Source organism: Prevotella sp. HCN-7019, assembly GCF_037890215.1.
GTDB lineage: Bacteria > Bacteroidota > Bacteroidia > Bacteroidales > Bacteroidaceae > Prevotella.
This window is the reverse complement of sequence record NZ_JBBKBO010000001.1, coordinates 45234-68261: the sequence shown is the minus strand read 5'-3', so window position 1 is coordinate 68261 and position 23028 is coordinate 45234. Positions and strand designations below refer to the sequence as shown.

Sequence of the window (23028 nt, the reverse complement as noted above, 5' to 3'; positions counted from 1 at the left end):
ACATGATGTGATTGGAGTGAATTTGTGCGAATTATATATATAAATTGATTAAATATATATATTCGCAGCGAAAAGGGGCTTTTTAGGATGATTTCCGGCATCGGAATGTCTGCTGAAAAACAGAGCGCGACGGCATGAAAAAGAACGCGTAATTCTGTGTGAAAGTGCCGCTATTTATGTGTAATCCGGCATTGTGATTTGCGAAAGAGTGCTTTTGGGCTTACGATACAGTCTGTTTCAGGGGACGAAAAAGCCCGTTTCAGGGTGTGATATAGCCTGTTTTAGCGTGTGAAACGGGCTCTTTTGCACCTTAAAACGGACTCTTTCGCAAGAGAGATAAGTCGCTGTTGCAGTATTGTTATGCGCAAGCGGCTGTATATCAGAGATTTAAATGAAAATTCAGAAAGTCGGAAATTTGCGTCCGAACGGTCGTCCGAAGATTCTGACGGAGTTTTTTCGACATCGTGATTGCATATTTATGCGCTTGTGGAAGCGTCTTTGCATAAATATACGCTTTTGTTTTTCTGTCTGAAATATTCCCTTTAGACTATTATTGTCCGTGAGTCTTTTCATACTGTAGAGCGCTCCTTGCGTGGTCGTTGCCGCGTTTTGTGCCTGTCGGTCAGAGGCTTCTTATACGGTCGTCGAACTCCTTTGCGCCACCTTTCATGCCGAATATCTTCTGCAGCAGGCGTGCCCTCGTGTTTGTGACCGACTGCGACGACATGCCTGTAAGCACCGCAATCTCCGTCGGTATGAACCGCAGGCGCGTCAGTATCGTGACGTTTATCTCGTTGGGCGAGAGGTTGGTGTGCCCGGCGAACAGCGCGTTCAGTCTGCTGTCGTAGCTGTTTGTCAGTTGGTGGAGTGCGTCCCAGGCCTGTTTTTCGGCCGTCCGTCCTACGGAGGCCAGGCGGTGCAGGGCATACACACAGTCGGCGTTTATCAGCCGGTCCTCCATGTTCCACTGTTCCGGATTGCGCCGGTCGTTCTGGTATTCGGCCAGTTGCGCCTGCATCTTCTCCATCTCGCGTGTCTTTTCCTCAATCAGTCTGACGTCCTTCTCCCTTGCCTGCTGCAGCTCGTCAAGCCTCCGGCGCAGGGCGCGGTAGCTCTCAAGGTCGCGCGTGTAGCCGGCGTTCAGTTCCTTGAGCGTCAGTTTCTGTCTGTTTATCACCCGTCCGTAGTGGCTCATTCTGCGCCGGTGATACGCCATGAACCCCACCATCACTATTATCAGCACGGCCGTCGCGCCACCCAGCCGCATCATCTTTGCATGCGAGAGGCGTTCGCTGCGCCGGCTGTCATAGTTTTTCTGCAGCTCCACGAGCGAGCTTGCCGTTTCGGTGGATACGTCGTGGTCGTACACGTTGTTGAGTCTTTCGCTCAGAAACAGTTGCGACTTTCCGTCGCCTCTTGTGCGTGCGAGGGTTATGAGTTTCTTCAGTGCGCTCTTGCTTATGGCCGGTACGTCGGAGTCGGCAGCGTCGTACCACATGCTCTCGGCCCTCTGCATGTCGTTCTCAGCGGCGTATATGTCGCCCAGACGGAGCGATGCCATGCGGTCGGGACATCCCACATAAGCCATCGTCAGCAGTCGGAGTGCACGCGCGGTGTCGCCGCGGTTCATGTAGTAACAGCCCAGATTGGTGCGTATGAGCGACTGCACCTCCGGTCCTGCCTTAGGAAGTAACGGCCGGCAACGGTTCATGCACGCCATGAAACTGTCGGTACGGTTTATCCGCATATACTCCGTCGCCATGTCGTTCCATGCCCGTGCCACGTGGTCTGTGCTTCCGGTGCGTTGCGCTGCGTCGAGTTCCATGCGGCGGTATTTCATAATCAGGTCGTGATGTCCCGTCATAGTGTTCATCTGCGCCAATGCTGCGGCCAGCCTGAAGTTGAGAAAACTGTCGTCTGTACCGGCTGCCGCTTCCTCCGCTATCTTCAGGTTGAGCACTGCATCGTGCAGCTGTCTGTTGTCGTGGAGGCACAGTGCGAGCTGCACTAGCGCTCTTGCCCTGCGGCGTTTGTCGCCGCATCGGTCGAACCATGCCACACTGCTGATTATGTATTCGCTGTTGGTCAGCTTCACCCCGAGGTCGTGCACTGATTCTGTATAGACCAGTTCGTAGAGCGCACTGTCGGCCGGGCCGGCGCACAGACTGTCCTTGTGGCCGTGGAGCAGCAACAGTGCGCCGTGCGGATCGGTGTCGGTCATGCTCTCGGCGCGCGCGATTGTGCTGTCGTACGTCTCCCTTTGTCCGCATGCTGTCATGAGTATGGCCGTGACGAGAATAATCAGTATAGTGCCGGTGCGGTTCATTCTTAGTTTATTTTATAACTGATAGGAAGGGCGAATTGCACTCTGACTTTCTTTCCTTTATGGGTTCCGGGTTTCCATTTCGGCATTTTCTTCACTGTCCCCACGGCTGCTGCGTCGAGCGTAGGAGTGGCATGCTTGGTCACCTCTATGTCGGTCAGCGAACCGTCTTTCTCAACTACGAAGCTCACAACCACCCGTCCCTGTTCGCCGCGCTTTACTGCTTCCGCCGGATATTTCTGGTTTTCGCCAATAAACTTCATCATGGCCTGAATGCCGCCCGGATATTCCGGCAGCACCTCGCACTTCTCATACACTTTCTCTTTATTCTCTTTTGTGGTCTGTGCAGCCGCCGTCGATACCATCATCATCTCGGCAAGCGCCATCATAAGGATTCTTTTCATAATACATTTGGTTTTTTGCGTTAGACATGTTAGTCGTTTGTCCGGACGCTGCAAATATAGGATGAAAAAACAAAACGAACCAAACGATTCGTTACACAATATTACACTGTACGGCCGTAGTGTAATAATTTTTACTTCCGACGGCCGCGTCCGGACATGATGCGCAGCAGTCTGTTGGCACGGCAGAGGGCATTCACGCCCATTATGTCGAGCAGAATGGCTTTCAGACGGAAACTCTTATCTACGCTCATGAAGTTCTGTCTGATGGTTGTCAGCAGCGGACGGTCGCCCGTGAGTTCGGTGGTGTATATCTGGATGTTGAGCACGTGCATGTAGTAGTCGGCCCATTCTGGCGTGCGGCGGTGCGTCTTTTCCAACATCTTCAGGTGCGTAGCGAGCAGCTGTCGCCAGGCGTTGCCATCGGCGTTGTTGGATATTCCTCCGCTGTTCCAGCAGTAATAGTAAGTTCCCGCGCACGTTGTGGCCGTTACACCGGCTTTCTCCAGAAGCAGGGGCAGGGTGTGCAGATCTTCGAAAATCATCTTTTCCGGGTATCTCACTTCGTCGAACATCCTGCGGCGGTATATCTTGTTGCAGGCGTAGGCGTGGGTATAGGCACGGCACGAGAGCCAGTATTCGTCCATGTCGCGGTATTCGCAGTTGCCGAAGGTCAGCGTTTCCTCAGTGCCGTCTGCTCTCTCTCGGCTGATGGGAAACTCTATAATGTCATATTCGGGATGCTTTCCGGCCAGACCGTTCAGGTCGTGCAGCGTGCCGGGGGCTATGTAGTCGTCGGAGTCAATGAACATCAGCAGGTCGCCCCTTGACGCCTCAATGCCTGCGTTGCGTGCGCTGCTCAGTCCGCCGTTAGGCTTGTGTATCACTCTCGTGCGCTTGTCTTTTTCGGCCCATCTGTCGCACATCGCAGGACAATCGTCCGGCGAACCGTCGTCGACGAGTATTATCTCGAAGTCGGCGTCCTCCTGTGCGGCTATGCTTTCCACGCATCTGTCGAGCGTCGCCGCCGTCTTGTAAACGGGTATTATGATGCTTATCATTCTGCGGTTCAGGCCTGTTTGATGAGTTTTTTCAGTTTCATCTTCAGTGTCCAGGGCAGTCCCTGTATGAAGAACTGCAGTATGTTGTATTTCCAGTAGGCCGCACTCTTTTTCACTCCGTACCACGGACTGCCGGCAGTGTGGGCATAGTCCATAAGTATTGAGCACAGTGCGCGCTTGTCACCCTTGTCGTCTATGAGGCTCTGCGGCACGTCGCCGGTCTTCCTTATCACAGCCGCCACGTGTCCGTTTTCTGTCAGTCCCACGGTCAGCTCGGCAAATCCGGCTGTCAGCTCAGCCACGTCGTGCCGCTCGTTCTTGTTCCATATTATCAGTTTTCCGTTCTCGCGGCATATGTTATACTGGTGGAATCCTTTGTAGTGTTCGGTTTCCGCTTCGTTTATGTGGTGGTTGAGATAGAGGCATCCGCCTTTTTTCAGCACGTCGATGCTTTCGTATATGCTTTTCATGGGGTGGGCGGAGTGGTCGAGTGCGTTCTGTATTATCACGAGCGATACGTCGTGTGTCGGATAGAACGCCGACAGATATTCGGCCATTCCGAATTCTATTCTCGGCAGTTTGCGGCGGTGGCGCGCCAGTATTCTGTTGAAGTAGCCGGCCAACGGGTCAACGTAATGAATGTCGAGCGGCGTCAACTGTCCGTCGCGCATGATGTGGTTGCCCGTCGCGTAGCTCATTCCGCATCCCACGTCGAGCACCTTCGGCTTGTCCGTTTTGGCGAGGAAGGCGTTGGCGTCGAACCCTTCAAGCGTTATAACGCCACCGTGTTTCGACCAGTTCATCATGCCGTTGAAGGTCCATTTCCATCTGTACACGTTGTTCCAGAAGGCCACCTCGTAGGCGATGCCGTTCATCCATTTTGTAGTAATGTTCTGTTCTTTGTTCATTCTTCTTGTCAAACGAAAGTCAGGATCCGGCCCGTCGCCTCGTGTCTGCGTCTGTATGGTGTGTCGCAGGGCGGCTTCTGCCGGTAGTGCCGGTGCAGTAATATAATGTGCAGAGACATTGGCTGCATGTGGAAATATAGTTTGCTTTGTTTCTTCCTGGTGCAGCATATCTTATGCAAAGATTGTGCAAACGAGCGGAAAGAGAACTTGTTCTCAGTTTCCCGAGTGCAGTATATCTTATGCAACGATTGTGCAAATGAGTGGAAAGAGAGCTTGTTCTCAGTTTCCCGAGTGCAGTATATCTTATGCAAAGATAATTATTATTGCTCTAAAAGTTTTATTCATTTCAAAATAATCGGCCGCATAATCTCCGATTGAGGGCTATTTTGCATATCTTTGCATTCATAATCAATCATTCGGAGAGTTGCGGAAGACTTGCGATAAGACGCGTTCCGCCTTCCGGTTTAACTCAAGTCACCGTTATGAACAAAACCAGTTTGATGTTGGTACCGGCCGGAGGACTGGCCAATAGAATGCGTGCCGTTGTGTCGGCATATAATTTGTGCCGTGCTGTTGACGGCAGAATGCAGGTCGTTTGGTTTCGCGACTGGGCGTTGAATGCTCCGTTCCGCGACATCTTCAAACCCGTTGACAGTTCTCTCTTTGCCCTGCGTGAGGCGCGCGGACTGGATTTTCTCGTCAACGACAGACCGCGCCGGCGCAACTTCTGGATACCAAAGGCGTTTCAGAGCGTTGTTTTCGACGACCGCATATACGAGCAGTTTGTCACTCCCTTGAAGCAGAAAAACTTTGATTTTGAGGCATGGCTGCGCGGCAAACGGTGCTACATGAGCTGTTATCAGGAGTTCGGTACGTGGGAAACCACGCTTTATAAGAAGATATTCCGTCCCGTTGACGAGGTTATGGAGCGCGTTGAGACGTTCCGTGAAGGTTTTTCCGATTACACGATAGGTATGCACATACGCCGTACAGACAACGCCGAGTCGATAGAGAAAAGCCCTACTGCATTGTTCATCGAGGCCGGACAGCGTGAGTTGAAAGAACATCCCGACCTGCGCATATTTCTCGCCACCGACAGCGAAGATGTGAAACAGCAGATGCGCGGAGTCTTCGGCGACCGCATCATCACGCCTTCCGACGCCGCCGAACGCGGCAATACGGCCGGCATACGCGGCGGACTTGTCGATATGTGGACGCTTTCGCTCACACGCTGCATCTATGGTTCGGCAGGCAGCAGTTTCTCAACCATGGCCTCGACCATAGGTGGCAACGAGCTCGTTATTTTATCAGTTCAGGCATGATAAAGACCGAGTGAATCTTCTGTTTCTCTTTCGGCGGTATCTGCATGTAGTTATTATAGAGGTCGCGCAGGTAAGCGTCTGGATTGCACGGCGCGCTGAACGTGCGGCCTTCGAATGTTATCGTGCCGAGCGGGAAGATGCTTTTCTTCAGGTGCATTATGCCGTATCCGTTGTTCACGAGCGTGTTCGACATATACGTTCCCTTCTTTCTGAACATGAAAGCCAGTTTCCACGCAAGGCTGTAAAGCGCGTATTGCATGCCGAACCACGGCAGTTCTGCCGCCGAGCGCAGCGAATATCTGTGCGGACTGTGCAGTATGGAGTAGCACTTTGATATGCCGCGACCGTATCGTTTCACGAATTTCTTTGAAACGTCCGGATAGTCTATGAACGGGAAAATGTCCACATAGAGTCCCTTCTCGTAGTCGGCGCTGAAGTCGTCGCCCGGTTCCACGAAGAACGAATTGAGGTCGCGCACCTTCACTATCGGCTCTTTCGTGTCCTCGCTCTGCGGTGTCTGCAACGTCAGAGAGGCAGGCAGTTCCTTCGGAGCGACGCTTTTGAACCGCTCAAGGTCGGCAAGGCTCATGGCGATGTCGATGTCGTCGTCCCACGGAATGAACCCTCCGTGGCGCACGGCACCAAGCAGTGAGCCGCCGTCGAGCCAGTAAGATATGTCGTGCTTGCGGCATATGCGGTCTATTTCTTCCAGTATGCCGAGCTGTTTCAGCTGACATTGTCTCAGTGTTCTGCGTTTGTATTCCTCGAGAAAAGTATTTTTCATTGTGGCTTATGTGTCTTTTCCGTTTGTCATTTGTTTTCCGCCGTGGCGCGTCTCACGTCAACCACCTGTCCCGTATAGTCAGATGCGAGTGTGCGCAGTGTGGCTTCCGCCACCTTCTCCGGCTTCAGCAGTGTGTCGTCGGGCTCTGTTCCGAAGTTCGCCACACGCATAGGCGTCTTCGTACGTTCCGGGTTTATGCAGTTAATCTTTATTCCGTCGCCTTCCCATTCCTGCGCAACGGCCTGCACGAAGTTCACTATCGCAGCCTTGGTTGACGAATATATGCTGTAGAAAGCGCGTCCGCGGGTGTATGAGCTCGATGTGAAGAATATGAGACGTCCGCCCGTCTGTTTCAGATAAGGATACGATTCGATGGCCACGTTCACCGTTCCCATGTAGTTGGTCTGCACGGCCGATTCTATCACGGAGTAGTCCATCGCTGCCAGCGGTTCCTTGTTCAGTATACCGGCTGTGCTTATCACGAAGTCTATCTTGCCCGCCTCTGCCGCCACGCGCGCCAGAGTGTCGCTCACGCACTGCCTGTCGCCTATGTTCACTCCGCCCATGCTGCGCGAGAAGGCGAACACTTTCGAACCGCGTTCTTCGAGCATCCGCACCACGTCGGCACCTATTCCGTAGCTTCCGCCGAACACTACGGCCACCTTACCTTCAAAGTGACAGGCGTCGGGCATGGCCGTTCCCACCTCCGTGTTCTTCAGTTGGAACAGCTTGTCCAGCATGTATGTGTCCTCCTTGTAGGTCAGTTTCATGTTACTTTCCTCGCCGCGCACCACATATACAGGTGTGTCCGGCAGGTAGTGGCGCACCACTCCGCAGTCGTCCGTCGTGCGGAACGCCGGGTCTTTCAGTGCTAGTTCATACGCCTTTCTTATCACGTTGATGTCGAAAGCCTGCGGAGTCTGTCCGCGGCGGAGTCTTGAGCGGTCGGGTATGTTGCTGATGAAGTCGCCTTCCACTTCTATTATTGTGTCGGCAGACGGCACAGCCACGTCTATCGCCTCATACTTTCCGAGCGCATCAATCACGTCGTCGAGCACTCTCTGGCTGAGCAACGGGCGCACCGCGTCGTGGAATATGAGGTTCACCTCCTGCTTCTCGTAAGCCCTGATGGCCGAGAGACTCGAGTCGTAGCGTTCCTTTCCGCCCTTGAGAATCTTCTTCACCTTGCGCCATTTGTTGCGCAGCACGATGTTCTCGAAGTCGGAAATGAGCATCGGGTTCGACACAATGGCAATCTCGTCAATCCTCGGATTGCGTTCAAAAACGTCGATGGTGTGTTCCACCACCATTTTTCCTGCCACCTTGTAAAATTGTTTCGGTGTCGAGATGCCGAGTCGTGTGCCAACGCCTCCGGCAAGTATTACGGCGATATTTTGTTTCATTTGTATTGTTGTTTCTTTATTTTCAGTGAACAGACAAGGCTGTTTTTATGTTTATTTACATTAGCCTTTTTATTTGAGAAACATAAAATCAGGGTCGTCCTCCATGTTTTCAATAAAACGGTCTGATGTAGAATATATCACGGAAACACTATTGAATCTTCCCAGTTTGTCCCCATAATGATTTATGAAAAGTGTAGCATTTCCCAGGACATTGTAATCCACATTGTCAGAAATGGTAAATATTGTTTCAAAAACGGCTTCGTTCTGAGCCAATGCTTTAAGTTTTTCCTTATTCGATGTCGAGTTTTCCGTTTCCTTGTCTTTAAAATATTCCTTGCTTGAGAACACATGATATTTTTCAGACAGAGATTCTTTCACTTTGTCATACGTTTCTTTCAGTTTTTTAAAAGAATTACTTTCAGTATAGACTATGCCTATGACGCCAACAATGTTTTTGTCTTTTTCTGTTGGTGTTATGAACATTTCGCAGTTCTTTATTCCTAAAGATTCTCCTTTTAGAATATGCATTTGGCTATCATCGTCTTCAACTTCATAGAACGGATCGGTTTTCCAACCGATGGCTTCAAATATCTCCATAGTTCTTTTCATGGTCAGACCAGGTTTCAGTTTCAAACCTTCCACATCCAGAAATTTGTCTGCGTGCTTTGCTATGCTGTCTCGTGTGGCTCTCCAGTCTATGACTTTCTGAGCACAAATACATGTTGCAAATGACATCTGCAGCAAAAAGATGAAAAGTAATTTCTTAATCATAGCAAATAGTGTTTATAGAATCCGTGTTGCATAAATGTTTGTACTGCGTTTTTTCCGGATGCAGATAACATAATGCAAATATAGACAAAAACTTCGAGTTTACGCCCCGCCATGCTGAAAAAGTGGTGACTGCGAAGGTAATACGAAACAATAATGTCTGCCGCGGACAATGTTGTCGCCGCATGTCGTGCCCCGAACCTCACAGGTCGAACTGCGAGCATCGGTAAGCAAATATCATCGGCCAGCAGAAGCCGCGCACCATTCCCATTATTCCGTTGGTCTTCGTCGCGTTGGGATATATGTCGCGGCGGTGCTTCATACATATCGTGCAGAGGCGCAGCATGGCCAGAGGACTGCAGCTGAGCATCAGTCTTGCCATGGTGTGATGAAGATGGAAGCGAGGGCCGCGCGTGTTTTCGAGAATGTGCGAGTAGAGCCGTTGCCACGCCGGTTTGCGCTGCAGGCGGCGGAAATGAGCATATCCGAGCACGTAAGGCTGCCATGTGGGCCGGCTCTTCGGAGCAGGGTTCACGCTCAGACTCTGCAACAGCGCCGCCTCCTGCGGATGCGAACGGTGCCAGTTGAGCGGTTTGCCGATGTGCGTTATCGCCTTGTCGCCGTGAAAATAAGCGTTCAGTCCCAGGCTCCAATCGTAGTAAATGCCGTCCATCCACACATCGTCGCGCTGCACGAAGTCGCGCCTAAGGAGCATGGTGTGGCCCGCGAAACCGCCGAACATCAGAGCCTCGAGCGAGCAGCGCGGGCTCACCGTGTGCGCACCCTCAATCGTAGTGCCGCGCAGATGGTCGGAGTAGCAGATGTTGTATTGTCCTATCGCCTCTACCTGGCGCTCTATCTTGTCCGGCATCCACACGTCGTCCTGGTCGGATATAGCCACGAAATCGGCCGTCGCCTTCATCACCGCGCTCCTGAAGTTGCGGTTGAACCCCAGGTTATGTGCGTTCACAATCACCCTCACACGGCCGTCGCGGGCAGCGTAAGAGCGGAGTATCGCCACGGTGCTGTCCGTCGAGCAGTCGTCCTGCACTATTATCTCGTTTATGGGATAGGTCTGTTGCAGTATGGAGTCGAGCTGTTCGCGCAGGAACTTCTCGCCGTTATAGGTGCACATCACCACTGCCACCGTCTTGCCTTCAGTCATGTTGTTCAGTGTTTTTTCCTTATTCTTGACAGTACGAACGACATACATTCGTCTAGTATCTTCACTCTCGCAATCTTCATCACGGCGTAGTATATCACCACAGCCAGCACTATGCGCACCACGAGCAGCAGCCACAGAGTGCTTATGGGCGACGTAACCACATAGACCAGCGTCATCACTCCGCCCGCCGCAAGCGCGAAAGGCACGGTGTCGCGCAGGAACATCAGTACGCCGTAGCCAGAAAGCCGGCGCACGAAGAAGAGCCACACGAACAGCCACGCCACGTTGAGGCACACGTAGCCTATGACCATCGCGCGTATGCCCAGCGGCCAGATGAGCAGCATGAGTACTATGAGCGCCACGCCGAGCGAGAACGTGCACCAGAAGAACGTGCCCGAACGCCCCTTGCTTATAATCATGTTGGACAGCAGAGTGGACAGCGGAACCACCGCGCCGCTGATGCAAAGAATCTGTATAAGATATACACTGGGCAGCCATTTCTCGGTTATTGCCAGCACGATGAACTCGCGCGCCACCAGTCCGAAGCCCAACAACAGCGGGAAGGATATGAACGCCGTGAAGCGCATCATCTTGCGGAAGGCGTTCATCTGACGCTCGCGCTCGTTGTCAAGATCCACAAGTACGGGTTGTGCCACCTGCGCTACCATGCTCTGAACGAGCGAGTAGCACTTGGTGTTCCACTGATAAGCCTGGTTGTATACGCCCGTGTCGCGCGGCGTAAAGTAGTGGCCCAGCAGAATGTTGAGCACGTTGTTATTGACGTGGGTCATGATAGTAGTGGCCAGAATCTTGAACGAGAAGCGGAACATACGCCTCACCGGAGCGAAGCTGATGCCGCGCAGCGACGGCCGCCACGGCGAGTAGTGCCATTGCATGAATGTGTTTATCGACACATAGACCAGTCCCTGCGTAGCCAGCGACCAGTAGGCCATGCCCTGCCACGCCATCACCGAGCCCACGATGCTCGACGCCAACACGGCCGTCATGGCCGCCTTTGCCTGCTGTTTGGCCTGCAGCCGCTTGAAGAGATAGGCCGACTGGGCCGTGCCCAGCGACGCTATGACTATGCTCAGGAAGGCGTAGCGGCAGAGCGGCACCACGTCGGGCGAGTTGTAGTAGCGTCCTATGAGCGGCGCGCAGAAGAAGAGCACGAGATACATGGTCGTGCCCACTATGATGTTGAACCAGAACACCGAGTTGTAGTCGCTGTCCTTAGGGTCGTGCAGATTGGTGAGGGCTGTGCGGAAACCGCTGTCCTGCAGTGCCGTGGCCACGAGCGAGAACACGCTTATCATGGCCATCATGCCGTAGTCGGACTGCGAGAGCAGACGTCCGAGAATGATGCCGAACACCACGCCCACAATCTGTTGCACGCCGTTGTTCATGCTTCCCCAGAACAGTCCCTTTGCCGTTTTTTCTTTCAGTGATTCCATACTGTCAGTTCAGGATTATGCCGGTTTCGCCATATAACAGATGTCCGAAACCAACGCAAAAGTACTGCTTATCGGCTAATAATCAAAGAAAAACACCGAAATATTTTCCTTTCGTCGCCGCCCCACGGGCACACGGAATGTACCTTTAAGGCCGGGCATAAATATACATTACGGCAGCATGCGGTTCAGTAGAAATTCAGTGGAATATCGTTCCTTTCATAAAGGATCGTGGAAAGCCACAAAACGCGCTTACAACGCTGGGCGATATAAACAGTGACGGCATGGAGCTCATGTAATGATAAACTCACATTACCTTGACCGGTAAACTGCCGTCACCGCTGCGGCTCATGCTTCCGGCTTGTCCGATAGAATATCTCCGCATCTTTTCCCGCGCCTGATATCGGTGTTTTCAAAGGAAACCCGAACGACGGACTTACGATTTTTCTTGACTTTTTTTTGACAAAATTTTTTCGCAAAAGAGATGTAAAGGAATGTTAAATCAACTATAGTATAGTCCGTTTCAGCATTTACCGCACTGCCATATATCCGGTAATGCAGTCCGGAAGAATTCACTTCAGTTTCTGATAATGCCCGTTTCATGGTCCGATTGAGTCTGTATCAGGCCCTGATCTGGTGCATTTCAGCCCCTGATATGGGCTTAATCGCGTGCCGAAATGGTGCTTTTTGCAAGACGATAAAATATCTCTTAAATATAAGCTGTTGCTATTCAACGACTTATGCAAACCTTTCATAATTCGCGTATTTGCGTCCGAGGACGACTCAGTCCGCAAATTCTCGCTTATTTTTCGGGGTAGGACAGGAAACTCAGAGGGAAAAATCAAAATCCGGTTATAAATTGAAAGTTGCCCATATCGGTTTCTTTTCAGCATAAGGACACAACATATATCCGTCACCGAAAACGGTCTGTCCGGTATCGAAACCTCGTTTTTTTTATTACAATCAGCATCCGTTTAATTACGGCCGTTCGCCGTTTCGTGAAGCCTCGGCAAATCCGCTGTTATTCCTTATTATCCTTTCTGCTGTGGAATAATGTTTTCCTCATCTTATGATATTCTGTTTTGAAAATTCCTTCTGTCCATAGTTTTTTCTTTCAGAAATGTATATTTGTCCGTTTTCCTCTCCGTTTTCCTTTTTCCGCCACCGGTTTTCCTTACCTCGAAATGTCGGCTACGGGCCGGCACACGGTTTTATTTTCGTGTTACGTGTCAGTTGTTTGCCGTATGTCGGAAATTGTTTGTAACTTTGTAGCCACACATGGTGCCGAGGCGCACCGGCCGCTCCCGCCACAGAGGAGCCACTAACAAAACAACAGAAAGACAAATGGGAAAAGTAATTCTTACCGGTGACCGCCCAACCGGAAAACTTCATCTGGGCCACTATATAGGTTCGCTGCGCCGCAGAGTGCAGCTGCAGAACGAGGGCGACTACGACCGCATGTTTGTGTTTATGGCCGATGTGCAGGCCCTCACCGACAATGCCGAGAATCCTGAAAAGATACGTCAGAACATCATAGAGGTGGCTCTCGACTATCTGGCCGCCGGACTCGATCCGGAGAAGTGCACGCTCTTCATCCAGAGCCAGATACCCGAGCTTGCCGAACTCACCACATATCTGATGAACCTCATCACCGTTTCGCGCGTGCAGCGCAACCCGACGGTGAAGACAGAGATAAAGATGCGCAACTTCGAGGCCAACATTCCGCTGGGCTTCTTCTGCTATCCGGTGAGCCAGGCTGCCGACATCACACTGTTCAAGGCCACCACAGTGCCGGCCGGCGAAGACCAGGAGCCGATGATAGAGGTGACCCGCGAACTGGTGCGCCGCTTCAATCAGATATACGACGACGTGCTCGTGGAGCCGAACATCCTGCTGCCCGAGAACGCCACCGCACGCCGTCTGCCCGGTACGGACGGTAAGGAGAAGATGAGCAAGAGCCTCGGCAACTGCATCTATCTGAGCGATTCGCCTGAAGAGGTATGGCAGAAGGTGCGCTCCATGTTCACCGATCCCGATCACCTTCGCGTGGAAGATCCGGGCAAGGTGGAGGGCAACGCCGTCTTCACTTATCTCGACGCCTTCTCCACAGACGCCGACTTCGCCGAGTTCTGGCCTGAGTACAGCTGTCTGGACGAGCTGAAGTGTCACTACTGTCGCGGCGGACTGGGCGACATGAAGTGCAAGAAGTTCCTCAACACCATCATCAACAACATGCTGGAACCGATGCGTCAGCGCCGTCGTGAGTTTGAGAAGGACATACCGGAGATATACAACATACTGCGCCGTGGCACAGAGCAGGCACGCGAAGTGGCTGCGCAGACCATGAGCGAGGTGCGCCACGCCATGCGCATCGACTATTTCGACGACGCCGAACTCATACGTCAGCAGGCCGAACGTTTCGCTGCAGGAAAATAAGAAATGAGGATACGGACGCAGTGTCCGCCCATCCTTTTATCGTCATATAGCGGCAACGCCGTAAGCATCGGGTGCTTACGGCGTTGCTGTTATTTTTTATTGTCTGTCCGGTTCTGTCTGTGTTCGTGTGCCCATATCTCAATGCTGTTTATTATGTTCTGCCACAATATGTAGCATCCCGGTCCGACGGACGACAGCGGATTGAGGTAAGTGTAGGCTATCCAGATGGCGAATGCCGTGTTCTTCTGTCCGAGTGCCTGTCCTGCGTTTACGGTGCTGTCGAAGTAATGGCCAATGAACCGGCCGACGGCAAACTGCATCAGGCAGAGAATGAACACCACTATGGCTATTGTGACGAGGAAGGTCCAGGTGGTGTCGGCGTGTACTATGTTCTTGACGGTGGTGCCGGTGACAATCATCAGAGAGCCGCACCACATGTAGTATGCCAGATCCTTCACGGAGAGTATGGCGCTGTGGAGACGCTTCATCCAATGTTTTACCACGTAGGCCAGCAGCATCGGCGCCACGAGCACCGTGCACACCTTGTAGAGAATGATGCTGAACGCCTCCCAGAACGACAGGTGGGCGCCCTTCTCTATGAGCGGCAGACACACGGGAATGAGCAGTGCCGTGATGAAGTTGGACAGAAACGTGTAGGCCGTCATCTGTTCAATGTCGCCGCCTATCTTCTTCACCACCACGGCGGCGGCCGACGCGCACGGGCCGATGACGCATATCAGCATGGCCTCCATGAGCACAAGGCTGTCGCCGGTCATGCCGAATCCCAGCACCAGAGAGGTGATGAGTGCCACGGTGAGCACCTGAAACGCGCTCACCCAAAGATGCCACGGCACTATGCGCAGCTTCTTGAAGTCCACCTTGCAGAAGGTGACGAAGAGCACGAGAAACATGAACAGGGGCAGCATGGCGTCGAGAAGTGGCGCGAAGAAGTCGGAGGCACCGCTCAGTGCGGGTGTGAAAGCGAACGTGAGATAGAGCGCTGCTCCGGCGGCAATGGACACGGCGAGTGTCCAGTCTTTTATGAATCTGATGACATCCATAACGGTGATGTTTTATTATCCGCACACAAATTTAGTACAATTTTGCCATACACGCTGTCCGCCGGCCTCTTTTTTTGACGGGCGTCCGGCATGGGATGGCATAATAGAAGGGTGTGCGGAGGCATTTGTCGTTTTTTTATCGTATCTTTGCCACAAGACAGGCAGCATCCTGTAAACATAAAATAATGAAGGCATGAACATACGCAGAGCGTCCGGTAAGGACATACCACAGATAAACAACCTGCTCAGTCAGGTGAACGCCGTGCACCACGAAGGACGTCCGGACCTGTTCCGGCTCGGGCGGAAATATACAAACGAGGAACTCACGGACATACTGGCAGACGACAGCCGTCCAGTGTTTGTGGCGGTGGACGACAGCGACGTGGCCGTGGGCTACGCCTTCTGCGTGTTTCAGCATCATGCCGACAGCCACATACTCGAGCCTGTCACCACGCTCTACATCGACGACCTGTGTGTGGACAGCAAGTTGCGCGGCCGGCATATCGGTACTGAGCTCTACCGGCATGTGATAGAGTTTGCGCGCGGATGCGGCTGTCATAACGTGACACTCAATGTGTGGAGCTGCAATCCGGAGGCCATGAGGTTCTACGAGCGTTGCGGACTGAAGCCGCAGAAGGTGTGCATGGAGCAGCTGCTATGAGCGTGACGGCACGGCGCACGACTGAAAACAGACATCAAGTAAAGTAAGATATTATGGATAAGAAACCGGCAAAGGTGGATGTGGCGGTGCTGATACTTTTCTTCAACCGCCCCGAAAGGCTCAAGGAAGTGTTCGACGAGGTGAGAAAGGCACGGCCCTCGCGCCTCTTTCTCTATCAGGACGGTCCGCGCGGCGAGGCCGACATGGCGGGCATAGAGGGATGCCGCCGTGTGGTGGAGGACATCGACTGGGAGTGTGAGGTGCACCGCATGTATCAGCAGCGCAACTATGGTTGCGATCCGTCGGAGTACATATCGCAGAAGTGGGCGTTCTCCATTGTCGACAAATGTATTGTACTCGAGGACGATGACGTGCCGTCGCAGTCGTTCTTTCCTTTCTGCAAGGAGATGCTCGACCGCTACGAACACGACGAGCGAATCACGATGATAGCCGGTTTCAACAGCGACGAGGTGACGCCGGGAGTGCCGTGCGACTACTTCTTCACGTCGGTGTTCTCCATCTGGGGATGGGCATCGTGGCGTCGTGTCATCGACACTTGGGACGCCTCTTATGCTTTCCTCGACGACGAGTTTGCCATGCGTCAGCTCAACGGAGTGATGCGTCAGCGCCGCTATTGCGCCGACACCCTGCGTGCATGTTACGACCACCGCGCGTCGGGCAAGGAGTATTATGAAACCATTTTCTGGTCGGCAATGGTGATGAACAGCGGACTCGCCATCATGCCGACACGCAACATGATAAACAACCGCGGCGCTACTGAAGGCTCAACCCATTTTGCGGGAAGCCTGGAGACCATGCCGCGACGTCTGCGCCGACTGTTCACCATGAAACGCTTTGAGGTGGACTTCCCGCTGAAACATCCGCGTTATGTCATTGAGAATGTGGAATTCAAGGAGCGCACATACCGCACCTACGGCTACGGACACCCGTGGATAAAGATAGGAAGGTCGGTTGAGGAACTGTTGCTCAACCTGCGCTACGGCAACTTCGGCATCATAGCGCGGGCCGTGAAGCGCCGCCTGAACAAATGGACGGGGCGCGACGGCCACAAATAACGGACGCTTCTCAGTCCAGATAAATCTTTTCGTATTCTGTCTGCATAAGCCTTATGCCGAACTGCGACAGGGCGTATGCCTTGGCTTCTGCTCCGAGTGAGCGGAGGTCGGAGTGTGGTATGACTTCGCTGAACAGGCGGAGGAAGGCCTCGTCGTCGTTTCCGCTCACCTTCAGCGGCCACGATGGAGGCAGTGTGTCGCCCAGTCCGGGGCAGTCGTTTGCCACGACAGGCAGTCCGGCCATGCTCGCCTCTATGGACATTATGCTGAGGCCCTCGAACTCGGAGGGCATGAACAGACAGTCGAACGACGCCAGAACAGAGGACAGTCCGAACATGGGCGGGGTGAGTGTGGCGTTGTCGCACTGTGCCACGGCGCGCTCTACGTCGGGCCGCAGGGAGCCGTCGCCCATGATGTGGAAGTGGTAGCGCCGGTCGCCGGCCATGCTGTGGAGCAGTCGGACGAGGTGTACGATGCCCTTCTGCTGCTCGAAGCGTCCGGCGAAGAGCACGTTGATGCACCCTTTCTTTATGCCGGCGTATGGCTTCTGATCCACCGGTTGCACACCATTATATATAATAGGCAGGCTGAGGCCGTAGGCTTTGGCGTAGCACGACTGCACCGACGGCGATATGGCCACGTTGTTTGCGGCGCGCTGGTAGAAGCGTTCCATGTGGAGGCCCAGCTTGTCCTGACCAGTCCAGAGGCGTGTGTTGTGCACCGTGCGCACTATGCGGCAGCGGCGGAGCCACGGAAAGAGAAGGAAGAAAGCGCGCAGACTCATGTCCGGAGTCTCGGTATGCACGTGTATGACGTCTGGCCGCCAGCGCAGATAAACGGGCAGAAACCACAGCGGAAAGCACAGTGCGGCGATACGTTCGAAAAGGAAGTGGAAACGTATGTCGGGCATGTGTGCACGGTGGAAGCGTATGCCCGAACGGTTCAGACCGTCCATAAACTCGCGTGTGAAAGGCGTCGAGGCACGCATAACTTCCACCATGTGATATTCGGTTCCGGGTGTCTGTGAGGCTGCTATGTTTGCCGCCACCTTCTCGGCACCGCCCATATCGAAGTGGGTTACGATGTGGAAGATGCGCACGGGGCGCTTTTCTCTGTCATGTTTTCCTGCGTTTGCCATTGCGTTGTGCTTTTTACCGTTGTTTCGTTTGCTTCATTATACAAGATAATAGGCTATCAGCCATCCGTTGTAAGCCCACAGCCAGATGGTGAGCAGAAGCGTAAGTATACGGGCGTAACGGCTGAACCGTGCGCCGGAGTTCTTCAGTACGAAAGCCGTGGCTATAGGTATGATGAACGCCCAGTGGGCTGTCATGATGTAAACCTCGTTGAGGCCGAAGCCGAAGATGATGTGCATTGTCATGTCGAAGGCAAACCATGACAGGACAAGATGGAGCAGACGCGAGCGTCGGCCGTACCAGATGCCTGCGGCGAAAAGCAGCACTATGAGTGCCTCGACAACGTAGCTGATGGCCCATCGGTAACTCACGAACACGGGACGTGTCTGCTGTACGTCTTCAAGAAGATGGCTGCGGTGGAGCTGGAGCGACTCGCCGAAGAGATTTTCGGTGACCGATTGCAGGCGCGGAGTGGTCATATCGCTCCACTCAAGCAGCGGAACGTCCTTTGTCATCGCCTTTCCGTTCTGCTTCTTCACCCATTCGTCGTGAGCCTTGAACTTGTCGCCGAAGTTCGGATTCTTCTTTTTCAGGTTGTCTTCTATCTTCTTTATGTTCTCAGACTGCGGCAGAATGATGGCCTGCTGCTGCCAGTAGATGATGCCGGCGAAGAGCAACAGCGGAACGGTGAAGGCTGCGACGTAACGCCACGAGAAGGCTTTGCGTCCGTTGGTGAACAGGAGTGCCAGACCGGTTTTCACTCCGTTGGACAGTGTCATGCCTGCCGACAGGAAGAAAAGCGTGCCGGCGAGCAGAGGCGACATGGGCTTGCGCTCTTTCATCTTGGTGCCGGCGATGTAGATGGTTGCTACAAGCAGGAACATGGAAATGCCGAAGTGGTCGGGCACCATGGTTGCTATGAGCACGTGGGCGAAGCCGTAGAGCATGGCGGTGAGCAGCATGGCGTCGCGCCGTGACACGCCTGCCAGTTCGTGGAGTATGCGCAGCATGAACACGGATGCGTAGGTTGCGCAGAACACATTGATTGCCGCGATGAAGAAAACTGCGAAGTTGAAGCCTGTCACTTCCATCAGCCAGCTGTTCAACCAGTACAGAGGCAGAAGCAGAGCGATGTAGAGCGGATGGCGCAGGGTGGAGTAGTGGATGCGCAGGCACGATACCGCGATGCATGAGAACACGTCGTAGCCCGACATGTTGAGGTGATTGTAGAATATCGTCCAGAAGCCTCCGTGGGCGCCGATGGTGAATCTGTCGAACTTGCTGTATATCAGAAGACCGTTGAACAGGATGAATACGATCATTGAAATGAGTGCGAACAGCCGTTCTTCTTTTCTTATCTTGAATATTGTTTTCATCTTTTTGATTGTGTTATAAGTGTTTCTTTTATAACAGATATGACGCTATGAGTGTGATGTTATAGCCCAGAAGGAAACATGTGAGCAGGAATACCGTTGCGCCGACTGCGCGTCTCACACGTCTGCCGGAGGTGGCAATGATGTATGCCGTGGCTATCGGTATGGCGTATATCCAATGGGCTGACATGATGTAAACCTCGTTGATGCCGAAGCCTAAGCCCATGTGCAGGGCCATGTCGAGCAGGAAGTATGACATGACGAGCCATAGAAAGCGCGACCGGCGGCCGCACCACACGCCTGCGGCAAAGAGCAACAGGATGACGGCTTCGATGATATAATTGACCGGTGACGAGTAGTGCACAATCATAGGACGCTTGCGGAACTCGTCTTTCAGCAGGTAGTCTTTGTGCAGTTGGATGGATTCGCCGAAGAGATTTTCCACTGCCGACATGGTGCGCGATGTGGAAATGTCGGTCCATCTCATGAATTCGCCGTTGCTGATGGGCTTGCCCTGTTTTGCGGTTTTGGGCTTTGTGGTTTTCTTTGGTGCCGGTTTTGTTGTGGCGGAAGCGGTTGTGTCGCTGTGTGCGGAGGCTGTATCACGGCTCGCGGCGGCAGTGTCGCCGGCCGATGCGGTCTTCACTGTTGCCTGGGTCATTGCTTTCTGCTCCTTCTGTAGTTGCAGTTCCTTCTGCCGTTGTTCCGCTTCTTTCTTGGCTTTCAGTTTTGCCTTCGCCTCGTTGCGTGCCATGTCGCGCGGCCATACTATCTTGTCGTACTCCAGCCGGCTGCATGTCCAGAGCAGCGCCGAGGGCAGTATGACGGCCGCAAGTATGTATCCGGGCCGGAAGAAACGGCGGCCGTTGACAAACAGTGCGGCCATGAATGTCTTCAGACCATTGTTGAGTGACGTGCCGGCAGTGAGCAGAAAGAGCACTATGGTGTGCCATGCGCTCATGCGGCGGCCGCTTTTCATCCACTGTCCTGACAGGTGAAGCGTGAGCAGAATGAGCATCATCGAGATGATGAAATGGTCGGGAACCATGGACGAAAGCATTACAAACGCGAACGAGAAACAGAACAACGACATGAGCGAAGCCATGTTTTCACTCAGTCCGACGATGTCGCGCAGTATGCGACGAAGGAATATCATGGCGTAGAAACCGAAGAAAATCTGTATCGCCGCTACGATGAATATGGCGCAGTTGACGCCTGTCAGTTTCATCAGAAGCTGGTTTATGAGATACGGCACGTACATGTAGAACGCCAGAAGCGGATGCCGGTAGACGTTGTAACCAGCCGTCCAGTCGCTCACCACTGAATAAGTGATGGGATCGAAACCCGATATCTGGAAGTTGCGGATGAACAATGGCCAGTAGTATTTGACCATGGGAGTGAACTTGTCGAAGTATCTTATGATGACAAGTGAGTTGAGTGCTGTGAGCATAAGCAGCATTACAGCTGCGAACAGGCGTTCTTCGCGGCGCAGTCCGAATATGCGTGAGGCAGCCTTTATGAGTCTGTTGTCTTTCAGTTTCATCTTTTTGATGTTGCTTCAGAATTGTGTTGACGATGTATCAGAATTGTTGTCGTGTTGCGACAAAGCCTTTCCGACGTTATGATAAAGCCTCTTTGAGGGTGCGATACAGGCTTTTTCAGGGTGTGATAAAGCCCATGTCAGCCTCTGATAAAGCCTTTGTTGAGATGCGATAGAGCCTTTTTTGCAGTGCGACAGGGGTAGTCTTGATACACATCGGAGTGATTGTGGTGTCGCGACTTTCATGTTTTATTTCTTCATGAAGAACCTTACGAGCAGGAAATTCACAGGCACGCAGATGGCGAACATGGGAATAGGTGCCCAGTGTTTGCTCACTCCGAGGTGGATGAAAAGATTGAGCGTCACCATCTGCAAGACGTAGTTGACGGCGTGTGCGGCTATGAATCCGGCGCCGTGGCGTGCGTTTGCCTCCACACGGAAGGTGAAACGGGTGGTCGCTATGAAGTTGAACGCGAAGCTGACGATGTAGCCTATGGTCATGGCGGGCGTAGGACTGATGAGCATGAGCAGCAGTGCATAGACGCCGTATTGTATTGCCGTGGCCGTAACGCCCACGATGCCGAACCGCAGTATCTCGTTCAGACGCTCGCGGCGGTTACTGTTCGAATGGTTTGTAGAATCGTTCGTCTGCATAATCAAAGAGTTCTTTGTCGCCCCGGCTGTCGCCGTAGGCCGTGATGTGAAGGCTGTCGCGGTCGGTCAGTACGGCTTTCAGACGGCGCACTTTCTCCTTGCCGTAGCAGTTGGGAGTGGCGAATCGTCCGGTGATGAGGCTTTCTTTCACCTCAGCCTGCGTGGATATCACTATCACGCGGCCGGCTCCGAAGCGGTTGGTGAAGAACGGTTTCACCCACTGACCTATGCTTGCCGTCACTACATAAACCTTTTCGCCCTTTGCCAGAACGTCGGCGATGTGTTTCATTGCTGTCGGTCTGAGTATATCGGTACGGTCGGCTGCGAAGTCAGCGCCAGCTTTTTCAAAATCCTCTACAGTCATTCCCTTGAACAGATGGGCGAAGAGTCGCTCCTTCACGGAGCCTCCGTCGATGAGCCGCAGTTTCATCATTACGAGCAGCGGACTGTAGAGCAGCAGTCCGGCGATGAGCGCACTGTTGCCCCGTGCATGCCTTATGAAGGCTATGAGCGAGTCGGCACAAGTTATCGTTCCGTCGAAGTCGAATACGTGTATTCTCGTTTTCGTTTCCTTCAGATTAATGTTTTCAGATGTCATTCAGTGCTTACAGATAAATCATTATGAGGAAAGTAAGCCCCCACGCAATAAGTACAAACTGCGAGAAACGGTCGTGCAGTATCACCTTTGTCGGGTCGCCGCTTCTCTTGTCCACCACTGTTATCTGTATGTAGCGCAGCAATCCCAGCAGCACGAACACCGATGTGAGATACAGATTTTCCGTTCCGAACTGTCTGGCCACTTCCGGCGACACGGTGTACATGATGTAGCACACAAGCGTTACGGACGCCGTTATGGTGATGGCCTGGTTGATGAAAGTGAGATTATAGCGCGTGGTGTTCTTCCGCGGAGCCTCTCCCGTCTCGTTCATGCGTATCACGTCGTCTCGTCTTTTTGCGAAAGAGAGGAACAGAGTGAGCAGGAACGTCATCAGCACAATCCATTTGCTCAGCATTATCTCGCCCACAATGCCGCCTGCGAGTATACGCAGCACGAATCCGAATGCCACGATGCACACGTCGATTATGGCATACTGTTTGAGCCGTGAGCAATAGGCGAGGTTGAGTACATAATAGAACAGCAGCACAGCCACGGCCGATGGCATCACCGGAGCGGGCAGTGTGAGCGCAGTGCCGATGCTCAGTATGAACGTGACGCCCATTATCCTGTATGCCGCTCCCACCGACACCTTGCCTGCGGCTATCGGTCTATGGCACTTCTCCGGGTGGTTGCGGTCATCGTCGGCGTCCACTATGTCGTTGTAGCAGTATATCGACGATGCGGTGAAACAGAACGCCACGAACATTATAAGGCTGTTCATGAGCACCTCGGTGTCGAACAGTTCGCTGCTGAAGAACATAGGGATAAAGACAAACAGGTTCTTTATCCATTGCTGCGGACGGATGAGTTTCAATATGTCTTTCATATATTATGTATGTATTATCTT

20 protein-coding genes are annotated in these 23028 nt (G+C 52.9%); 4 read left to right on the top strand and 16 right to left on the bottom strand.

The window, feature by feature from the left end:
* Positions 1-622 precede the first annotated feature (622 nt).
* The 4 genes from WKT13_RS00255 to WKT13_RS00240 all read right to left on the bottom strand — a co-directional run bounded on the left by WKT13_RS00255 (position 623) and on the right by WKT13_RS00240 (position 4693).
* Positions 623-2326, bottom strand: coding sequence for a tetratricopeptide repeat protein (locus WKT13_RS00255; RefSeq protein WP_340322374.1), 1704 nt, complete (start codon positions 2324-2326; stop codon positions 623-625).
* 2 nt (positions 2327-2328) lie between these two features.
* Entirely contained in the window at positions 2329-2727 is a 399-nt protein-coding gene (locus WKT13_RS00250; RefSeq protein WP_340322373.1) for an energy transducer TonB, read from the bottom strand.
* A 131-nt stretch (positions 2728-2858) separates the two neighbouring features.
* Positions 2859-3785, bottom strand: a complete 927-nt coding sequence (locus WKT13_RS00245) for a glycosyltransferase family 2 protein (protein ID WP_340322372.1) — start codon at positions 3783-3785, stop codon at positions 2859-2861.
* Between the two features lie 8 nt (positions 3786-3793).
* Positions 3794-4693 (bottom strand): class I SAM-dependent methyltransferase, encoded by a 900-nt coding sequence (locus tag WKT13_RS00240; RefSeq protein WP_340322371.1) that lies wholly within the window; start codon positions 4691-4693, stop codon positions 3794-3796.
* Between the two features lie 482 nt (positions 4694-5175).
* Between WKT13_RS00240 and WKT13_RS00235 the strand changes: the two genes are divergently transcribed.
* A complete protein-coding gene (locus WKT13_RS00235) occupies positions 5176-6015 on the top strand; it encodes a hypothetical protein (RefSeq protein ID WP_340322370.1) in 840 nt (279 codons plus the stop codon).
* Here WKT13_RS00235 and WKT13_RS00230 read toward each other — a convergent pair.
* The 5 genes from WKT13_RS00230 to WKT13_RS00210 all read right to left on the bottom strand — a co-directional run bounded on the left by WKT13_RS00230 (position 5993) and on the right by WKT13_RS00210 (position 11589).
* Positions 5993-6799 (bottom strand): LicD family protein, encoded by an 807-nt coding sequence (locus WKT13_RS00230; RefSeq protein WP_340322369.1) that lies wholly within the window; start codon positions 6797-6799, stop codon positions 5993-5995. The genes WKT13_RS00235 and WKT13_RS00230 overlap by 23 nt on opposite strands.
* A gap of 26 nt (positions 6800-6825) precedes the next feature.
* Positions 6826-8202, bottom strand: coding sequence for a bifunctional cytidylyltransferase/SDR family oxidoreductase (locus tag WKT13_RS00225; RefSeq protein WP_340322368.1), 1377 nt, complete (start codon positions 8200-8202; stop codon positions 6826-6828).
* 69 nt (positions 8203-8271) lie between these two features.
* Entirely contained in the window at positions 8272-8973 is a 702-nt protein-coding gene (locus tag WKT13_RS00220) for a hypothetical protein (protein ID WP_340322367.1), read from the bottom strand.
* Positions 8974-9172: 199 nt separating this feature from the next.
* The gene (locus WKT13_RS00215) at positions 9173-10135 is read right to left on the bottom strand and encodes a glycosyltransferase (RefSeq protein ID WP_340322366.1); all 963 of its coding nucleotides are present in this window, start codon (positions 10133-10135) and stop codon (positions 9173-9175) included.
* A gap of 5 nt (positions 10136-10140) precedes the next feature.
* Positions 10141-11589 (bottom strand): lipopolysaccharide biosynthesis protein, encoded by a 1449-nt coding sequence (locus WKT13_RS00210; protein WP_340322365.1) that lies wholly within the window; start codon positions 11587-11589, stop codon positions 10141-10143.
* Positions 11590-12930: 1341 nt separating this feature from the next.
* Here WKT13_RS00210 and trpS point away from each other — a divergent pair.
* Entirely contained in the window at positions 12931-14022 is a 1092-nt protein-coding gene (trpS, locus tag WKT13_RS00205; protein WP_298620343.1) for a tryptophan--tRNA ligase, read from the top strand.
* An 89-nt stretch (positions 14023-14111) separates the two neighbouring features.
* Here the strand turns inward: trpS and WKT13_RS00200 are convergent, their stop codons facing one another.
* The gene (locus tag WKT13_RS00200) at positions 14112-15083 is read right to left on the bottom strand and encodes a transporter (protein WP_298620345.1); all 972 of its coding nucleotides are present in this window, start codon (positions 15081-15083) and stop codon (positions 14112-14114) included.
* A gap of 193 nt (positions 15084-15276) precedes the next feature.
* On the opposite strand from WKT13_RS00200, the gene WKT13_RS00195 reads away from it, so the two are divergent.
* Both WKT13_RS00195 and WKT13_RS00190 read left to right on the top strand, forming a co-directional pair.
* A complete protein-coding gene (locus WKT13_RS00195; RefSeq protein ID WP_340322364.1) occupies positions 15277-15744 on the top strand; it encodes a GNAT family N-acetyltransferase in 468 nt (155 codons plus the stop codon).
* Between the two features lie 53 nt (positions 15745-15797).
* Positions 15798-16820: a hemolysin activation protein gene (locus tag WKT13_RS00190; RefSeq protein WP_340322363.1), complete on the top strand. Its 1023-nt coding sequence runs from the start codon at positions 15798-15800 to the stop codon at positions 16818-16820.
* 10 nt (positions 16821-16830) lie between these two features.
* Here the strand turns inward: WKT13_RS00190 and WKT13_RS00185 are convergent, their stop codons facing one another.
* The 6 genes from WKT13_RS00185 to WKT13_RS00160 form a co-directional block, all read right to left on the bottom strand.
* Positions 16831-17958: a glycosyltransferase family 4 protein gene (locus tag WKT13_RS00185; RefSeq protein ID WP_340322362.1), complete on the bottom strand. Its 1128-nt coding sequence runs from the start codon at positions 17956-17958 to the stop codon at positions 16831-16833.
* Positions 17959-17994: 36 nt separating this feature from the next.
* Positions 17995-19332: a DUF6080 domain-containing protein gene (locus WKT13_RS00180; RefSeq protein WP_340322361.1), complete on the bottom strand. Its 1338-nt coding sequence runs from the start codon at positions 19330-19332 to the stop codon at positions 17995-17997.
* 28 nt (positions 19333-19360) lie between these two features.
* Positions 19361-20872 carry a DUF6080 domain-containing protein gene (locus WKT13_RS00175; protein ID WP_340322360.1) on the bottom strand — a complete coding sequence of 504 codons (1512 nt, stop codon included), beginning with the start codon at positions 20870-20872 and terminating at the stop codon, positions 19361-19363.
* A gap of 246 nt (positions 20873-21118) precedes the next feature.
* Positions 21119-21523, bottom strand: a complete 405-nt coding sequence (locus WKT13_RS00170) for a GtrA family protein (protein ID WP_298620355.1) — start codon at positions 21521-21523, stop codon at positions 21119-21121.
* Positions 21486-22121 (bottom strand): HAD family hydrolase, encoded by a 636-nt coding sequence (locus WKT13_RS00165; RefSeq protein WP_340322359.1) that lies wholly within the window; start codon positions 22119-22121, stop codon positions 21486-21488. The genes WKT13_RS00170 and WKT13_RS00165 overlap by 38 nt, the downstream gene beginning before the upstream one ends.
* Before the next feature lie 7 nt (positions 22122-22128).
* Positions 22129-23007, bottom strand: a complete 879-nt coding sequence (locus WKT13_RS00160) for a decaprenyl-phosphate phosphoribosyltransferase (RefSeq protein WP_298620359.1) — start codon at positions 23005-23007, stop codon at positions 22129-22131.
* Between the last annotated feature and the right edge of the window lie 21 nt (positions 23008-23028).